The sequence below is a fragment of the uncultured Veillonella sp. genome, assembly GCF_963551295.1.
Lineage (GTDB): Bacteria > Bacillota > Negativicutes > Veillonellales > Veillonellaceae > Veillonella.
This window is the reverse complement of sequence record NZ_CAUVFT010000025.1, coordinates 24,062-30,742: the sequence shown is the minus strand read 5'-3', so window position 1 is coordinate 30,742 and position 6,681 is coordinate 24,062. Positions and strand designations below refer to the sequence as shown.

Annotated in this window: 7 protein-coding genes; all 7 read right to left on the bottom strand. The window is 37.8% G+C overall.

Going from position 1 to position 6,681, the window contains the following annotated elements; translation table 11 throughout:
- Window positions 1-182: 182 nt before the first annotated feature.
- The 7 genes from bioF to sigH all read right to left on the bottom strand — a co-directional run bounded on the left by bioF (window position 183) and on the right by sigH (window position 6,611).
- Window positions 183-1,355, bottom strand: coding sequence for an 8-amino-7-oxononanoate synthase (gene bioF, locus RYO55_RS07525; protein ID WP_314984892.1), 1,173 nt, complete (start codon window positions 1,353-1,355; stop codon window positions 183-185).
- Window positions 1,356-1,359: 4 nt separating this feature from the next.
- Window positions 1,360-2,088, bottom strand: a complete 729-nt coding sequence (locus RYO55_RS07520) for a 6-carboxyhexanoate--CoA ligase (protein ID WP_314984890.1) — start codon at window positions 2,086-2,088, stop codon at window positions 1,360-1,362.
- Window position 2,089: 1 nt separating this feature from the next.
- On the bottom strand, window positions 2,090-2,590 hold the full coding sequence (locus tag RYO55_RS07515; RefSeq protein WP_314984888.1) for a hypothetical protein: 501 nt from the start codon (window positions 2,588-2,590) through the stop codon (window positions 2,090-2,092).
- Window positions 2,591-2,793: 203 nt separating this feature from the next.
- Window positions 2,794-3,264 carry an SsrA-binding protein SmpB gene (smpB, locus tag RYO55_RS07510; protein ID WP_308520958.1) on the bottom strand — a complete coding sequence of 157 codons (471 nt, stop codon included), beginning with the start codon at window positions 3,262-3,264 and terminating at the stop codon, window positions 2,794-2,796.
- Window positions 3,265-3,272: 8 nt separating this feature from the next.
- Window positions 3,273-5,636: a ribonuclease R gene (gene rnr, locus RYO55_RS07505; protein WP_314984887.1), complete on the bottom strand. Its 2,364-nt coding sequence runs from the start codon at window positions 5,634-5,636 to the stop codon at window positions 3,273-3,275.
- Between the two features lie 58 nt (window positions 5,637-5,694).
- The gene (gene secG / locus RYO55_RS07500; RefSeq protein WP_004695991.1) at window positions 5,695-5,931 is read right to left on the bottom strand and encodes a preprotein translocase subunit SecG; all 237 of its coding nucleotides are present in this window, start codon (window positions 5,929-5,931) and stop codon (window positions 5,695-5,697) included.
- A 5-nt stretch (window positions 5,932-5,936) separates the two neighbouring features.
- Window positions 5,937-6,611: an RNA polymerase sporulation sigma factor SigH gene (gene sigH / locus RYO55_RS07495; RefSeq protein ID WP_215675600.1), complete on the bottom strand. Its 675-nt coding sequence runs from the start codon at window positions 6,609-6,611 to the stop codon at window positions 5,937-5,939.
- Window positions 6,612-6,681: the final 70 nt, after the last annotated feature.

The window sequence follows — 6,681 nt, the reverse complement described above, 5'->3', positions numbered from 1 at the left end:
GTATGAGGGACGTAGCTTATGCAGCTAATGCAAAATTTTCTTCTGCGTTTAAATGTTTTCCCACCGTTTAACGGCCTCATGGAACGCCGACTCGCTATCTATACCACACGCACCCCTGTCGAAACCTTTACATCCCCGTCCGTCGGTTTAATAATTATAAGCCCATTTAATACTGCTGTCAATTATATAGAACCTTCACAATTCAATTCTTTGATAGCTTTACTTAATGTCTGGCACACATAATCAATTTGTTCTCTATTATGTGCAGCTGTAACGGTTAGACGAATTCGACTTTCACCAACAGGAACTGTAGGTGGCCGTATCGCCGTACCTATAATTCCAGCGTTGTATAAATGATTTGATACCGCTAGAGTATCCTCATTGCTACCGATAAGTATTGGAAAAATTGGAGTTTCATTCGTGGCATATATTCCCATAGAATTTAAGCAATCTGCCATATAGTTCACATTGTCTTGTAGTCGCCTTAATACGGATGAATCAGACTCTATGATTTGTAATGCGGCCAAAGCGGCACCTATATCGGCTGGAGACAATGCCGTAGAGAATATAAAACTGCGACTCATATTCACTAGATAATCGATGATAGTACTATTAGCAGCCACATAGCCGCCAACAGCTCCTAGAGATTTGCTCAACGTACCTAGCTGAATATCCACGTCTTTTTCAAGGCCATAATAAGCAGCCGTGCCATGTCCGTTGCCAATAGTTCCCGTCGCATGAGCATCGTCTACCATAAGTAAAGCATGATACTCACGGCTGAGCTCGTAGAGCCTATCTAATGGGGCTATGTCACCGTCCATGCTAAAAACGCCGTCTGTGACAATGAGCTTACGTGCATTACGATCTACTTGTTTAAGTAAAAACTTTAATTCCTCTACATCACAGTGACTGTAGGCTTTTATAGTAGCCTTACTCAATCTACAGCCATCAATAATACTAGCATGATTTAATTCATCGCTAAAGATAATCGTATTTTTATCTGCTATAGCAGAAATAGTACCTACATTTGCCATGTATCCAGTATTAAACACGAGAGCCTTTTCTGTATTCTTAAATTTTGCTAGTTCCTTTTCAAGTTTTGTAAACAAGGGAAATGTACCAGATACAAGACGGGAACCGCCTGAACCAGTACCATATTGTTGAGCCCATTTAACGGCTTCATTTATTACACGTTGATCAAAGGTAAGACCTAAATAATTATTTGACGCCATCATCAAATATTCTTTATCATCTTTTTTAACTCGTACTGCATCTATAGGGCAGTATTCCATTAGAGTACGCAAATTATGGTTATTTATTTTACTATCTAATTGTTCTTGGAAGAATTTATACATACGATCACCACTTAACAAGTACTGGTGCTTTTTCCAAGTACTCAATTACACCTTCCAAATCAACATTCGGCTTAACAAAGAATACACGTCCCCCTAAATTAGAGCCCATTTCCTTCATATTAGGGATGCGATGGTAAACACCTTCACAAGCGACGTAGCCTATTGTGTAATCTGGATCATCAGACCAACATAATTCGCCTACAATCCCTTCTGAAGATTGCACCTTAGATGCCAATACTAAGGCCTCTCTCATATGTTCATTATCTCCTAGTTTATCAGAATCAAAGGAGTCCATATGACTTACGCGAACACCACGATTACCTGCATCCAGGCGCTCACCAGAAATTGCGTCAACTAACATAGCTCCCCGCATAGATGAAACTAGCCTTTTTAATAAAAAAATAGAATTTCTAATAGCTGACTCACTAATATCAGTCCCCTGTAAAAGTTTTACAGCTAATTGATGTGCTTCAGTAACTGTATTTGCCGTATGTTCTTTTACTTTTAAACAATCTATATATGTAATTGTTTCCGACGGAATTAAGTCCACTGTAATATTAATAAAATCAGCAGTCCCTTTACTGTGATGCAAAGCTCGTTCGACTAAAGACTGGGCTATAAATCCAACTTGATTTAAGGGCACCATGCGTTCTGCACCAGAAATATGGTGGCCCCCGTTTTCATGGGGACCACCTTGAGCTGCGCGCATACGCACACTATATAATTCATCCATATTATGATACCTTACCTTTAACTACATTACTTTGAGGTACTTGGTTGTGAATTTTATGGAATACTTTCACAAATACTGGTGCCATAATTACTGTAAAGATCATACCTGGAACTGCGAGAGCTATCATAGGTAATGCCGCCTTACCAACATATAAAGACAAAGATAATCGCGCTAAAGCAGATGCAATTGGACCAGAAATCATGATACCAATCATATGGTTTTGACACATCCAAAGAATAAGACCTACGATGAGACGGAATTGCATGGCAATCATAACATTAAGAATAGATTGTGTTCCTAATGCTAATCCAATCAAACTAGATAAACATCCACTAATAATATACTTTTTGAATCCAAATACCGCACATATAGCTACCGCTAACGGCGCAGACAGTTGAAACTCTATGCCAGGAATAATATTAGGTATTTTAATTGCCCCTAATACTGTAATCATAGCCGTTAAGATAGCAACTTCTGTAATGTACCGAATATTCTGATTCATAATGTATCTCCTCTACCTAGAAAATGTCAACTACAAACATCTCTTATTGTTTACATTATAAATTCTCCTTGTATTTTTATCAACTTATATTTTTTATCTAGTTAACAAATATATAATAAGATTTATTAAAAGCCCCCCTCACAGTATCTAATAAATAAACAAAAGAGGAATCATGTCCTATTAACTTGATTCCTCTTTATAATTTAATATTTTTGCTGTTCTTTTATTCGCTTAGCAATATCGCGCTTAGCATCACGTTCTGCCATATCTTGACGCTTATCATATAATTTCTTACCAGTTACTAGACCTACAGTAACCTTGACATAACCGTGACTGAAATGAAAGTTAAGTGGTACTAAAGAAAACCCCTTCTCCTTAACTTGGGCAAGTAACTTATTGATTTCAGATTTATGCATTAATAACTTACGTGTCCGCTCTGGTTCATGGTTAAAGCGATTTCCTTGTTCATATGGGCTAATATGAACGCCATACAACAAGAGCTCCCCTTTATCTATACGACAAAAGCTATCTTTAAGATTAAGCTTACCTTGGCGGATAGATTTTATTTCTGTTCCTGTTAAAGCAATGCCAGCTTCATAGGTTTCATGAATATGAAAATCATGACGCGCCTTACGATTATCAGCAATAAGCGATGGGCTAGTTTTCTTTGCCATATTTCCCTCTATCGTTTACGTTTACTTTTAGATTTTTTGGATTGACTACGTTTTGTAGCTTTATTCGACTTCTTGCGACTCGATTTGCCTTTTTTAGATTTTTTGCTGAAAGCATCATATCTAGAATGTCCAGTTTTTGAATCATCTCGTCTAGACGATTTTCTACCGCTTTTTCGGGATGATTTACGATCCCTAGAACTGCCAAAACCATCACGACTATTAGAATAATCAGAACCACTATTCAATTGTTCTTGGATAGCCATCAGGTTATCTACTTCACCAAGGACAAAATCGATTTGTTTCTTTTCTACATCGGCTTTTACAAGTGTAACAGTAACCTTTTCACCTAAGTGATATGTTTTACCTGTACGCTTACCAACAAGGACAAAGTGTTCTTCATCAAAGAAATAGTAATCATCGTTCATCATGCTAATATGCACGAGACCGTCAATACCATTCTCTAATTCTACAAACATTCCAAAGGATGTTATGCTCGCAATAGTACCTTCAAAAACTTCGCCTACAAAGGGAACCATGTATTGAGTCTTCTTAAGATCTGTAGTTTCACGTTCCGCTTCGGTTGCTACTTGTTCTTGTATGGAAGAATGTTCCACAGCACCTGCCAAGAAGGCTTCATCTACATCTCGTTTAGAGTATCCACCTTTCCAATGCATATCCGCTTTTAAAAGACGATGCACCATCAAGTCCGGATAACGTCTAATGGGAGATGTGAAATGCGTATAGCATGTAGACGCTAAGCCAAAATGGCCAACATTTTCAATGCTATATTTTGCTTGCTGCATGGAGCGTAAGGTCATAATTTGAGCCACTTGCTCTATATCTTGTCCCTTCACCACATCAAGAATTTTTTGGAAATCTCGTGGCGTTACGCCATCAGCACTGAGGACGAGATTTTGACCTAAATAATTTAATACCTTTTGGAATAAATCCAATTTCTCTTCACTTGGATTTTCATGAATACGATATACCGATGTACGTTCAGTATCTTTCAAATGTGTTGCTACCGTTTCATTAGCAATGAGCATACATTCTTCGATAAGACGCTCTGCCATAGTTCGATCGCGTTTTACAATACGCAACGGTGTACCGTCGAGATCAAGTAATACCTTATACTCAGGAAAATCAAAGTCTAATGCCCCTCTACGACGACGCATCCGATTTAAAATCTTTGAAATCTCTGCTAAATCGCGAAGCATAGGTATAAAATCTACTAAATCGTCAGGAATAATATTTTCTTCAAGCGCTTTATAAACTTCCTTATAACTGCAGCGACGTCCTACGTGGATAATAGATGGACGAATACGATAATTAACAACTGTACCCGAATCATCAATCTCCATCATACACGTCATAGCATAGCGGTCCTCATGTGCATTTAAGCTACAAATACCATTCGATAATACCTCTGGCAACATTGGTACCACTCGGTCCACCAAATAAACAGAAGTACCACGCTTATACGCTTCATTATCAATAGGCTGACCAGAAGTGACATAATGACTAACGTCCGCAATATGTACACCTAGTTCGTAATTACCATTTGGTAATTTGCGACCACTTACAGCGTCATCAAGATCTTTTGCATCTTCTCCGTCAATAGTTACCATTTGTAAGTCTCTAAGGTCCCATCGTTTTGGATCCTCATGGATAACAGTATCTATCTTCTTACTAGCCTTAATAACCTCTTCAGGGAAGGCAAAAGGAATCTTATGGTTAGCCATAATACAGTTAATATCTAGGCCTACATCCCCCTTATAACCTAGAATTTCTGTAATAATCCCTTCAGGCTTTTTGTCGCCTTCAGGCCATTTTGTAATTTTTACTAAAACTTTAGCGCCACTACGAGCATCTAAAGTATTTTTTAAGTCCACAAAAACATCAGTACCAATGCGTTCATCATCAGGTACAACAAAGCCAAAATTTTGTTGTCTATCGTAGGTACCCACAATAGTTTCGTTGGCACGCTCAATAACATCAACGATGATGCCTTCACGTTTATGCTTAGTATAATCTGATGGTACAATGCGAACACGTACCTTATCATTATGCATAGCAGTTCCTTTATTTTGTTCTGCTACATAAATATCTTCATCATCCAGCATGATGACAAATCCATAAGATTTACGATATCCTTTGTAGATACCTTCATATTCTTCATGCTGTTGATCTTCATACCGATATACATCTGGTCGAGATGAACTTAATACGCCTTCACGGGCGAGCATTTTTGCAGATCGAATAAACATTTCAAGATCTTTGCCACCTCGAATACGATAATCCATTGCTGCATCCTCAATATGGTATGCATGTGGTTGTATAGATTTATAAAAGTCCAATACCTTCTTCTTCAAGTCTGCACCCCCTTATTAGGATTAAAAAATAAAAAGCCTGCAATGCAGGCTTTCATCATTAGAATTGATTAATCATTGCCCCTAACACTAAGCTCAACACAGCAAAGATAATCCCCAATATAATCGTACATTTAGATAAGAAAGCATCTAAACCGCGTTGCTTACCACCAAAAGAAGAATCTGCTGCACCAGAAACAGCACCGCCCATGCCTGCGTTTTTGCTATTTTGTGCAACAACTACTACAATTAATAAAATAGATACGATTACTTCTACAATCATTAAGAAATTTGTCACGACTGTCATCCTTCCTGTGATGCTCTATGCGAGCCCAATACACGATGTTCTAAATACTTCTCTAATTTACGTTTTACCCTTTGTAGCGCATTATCAATAGATTTAATACTACGATCTGTGACCTCAGCCATTTCTTGATAGGAACGTCCATCAAGGTATCCTTCCAAGACTTCCCATTCGAGATCACTTAAAATATGGCCAATATTGCGCTCAATATCATCTAATTCCTCTTGACTGATAATGAGGTCTTCAGGATTTGTAATCTTTGTTGAAGATAGCATTTCAATCAATGTACGCTCAGAGTCCTCTGTATACACCGGTTTATTTAAGGATATATAGGAGTTCAAAGGCGCATGTTTTTGTCTTGTAGCCGATTTAATGGCTGTAATAATTTGTCTAGTTATACAAAGTTCCGCAAAGGCTCTAAAAGACGCTAATTTATCATGTTTAAAATCTCGCGTCGCCTTATAGAGTCCAATCATCCCTTCTTGGATGATATCCTCTCGATCGGCACCTACCAAAAAATAGGAGCGAGCCTTAGCTCGAACAAAGTTCTTATATTTATTAACAATATAATCGATTGCAAACTCATTTTGCTCTTCCTGAGCTATGACCACAACTTGCTCATCGGTCATTTCCTTGAAATTGTAATCGGACTTGCGTGTATGAATCATTTTCATAAGCTCCTCCTTACAATTGAGCGAGAAAAACCAATATATTCATTATACTGGAACAGTATATGATTTTCAA

Excerpts from the sequence above, each read along its gene's own strand:
- sigH (WP_215675600.1), bottom strand. The coding sequence starts at position 6,611 with ATGAAAATGATTCATACACGCAAGTCCGATTACAATTTCAAGGAAATG.
- RYO55_RS07520 (WP_314984890.1), bottom strand. The coding sequence starts at position 2,088 with ATGGATGAATTATATAGTGTGCGTATGCGCGCAGCTCAAGGTGGTCCC.
- RYO55_RS07515 (WP_314984888.1), bottom strand. The coding sequence starts at position 2,590 with ATGAATCAGAATATTCGGTACATTACAGAAGTTGCTATCTTAACGGCT.
- smpB (WP_308520958.1), bottom strand. The coding sequence starts at position 3,264 with ATGGCAAAGAAAACTAGCCCATCGCTTATTGCTGATAATCGTAAGGCG.
- bioF (WP_314984892.1), bottom strand. The coding sequence starts at position 1,355 with ATGTATAAATTCTTCCAAGAACAATTAGATAGTAAAATAAATAACCAT.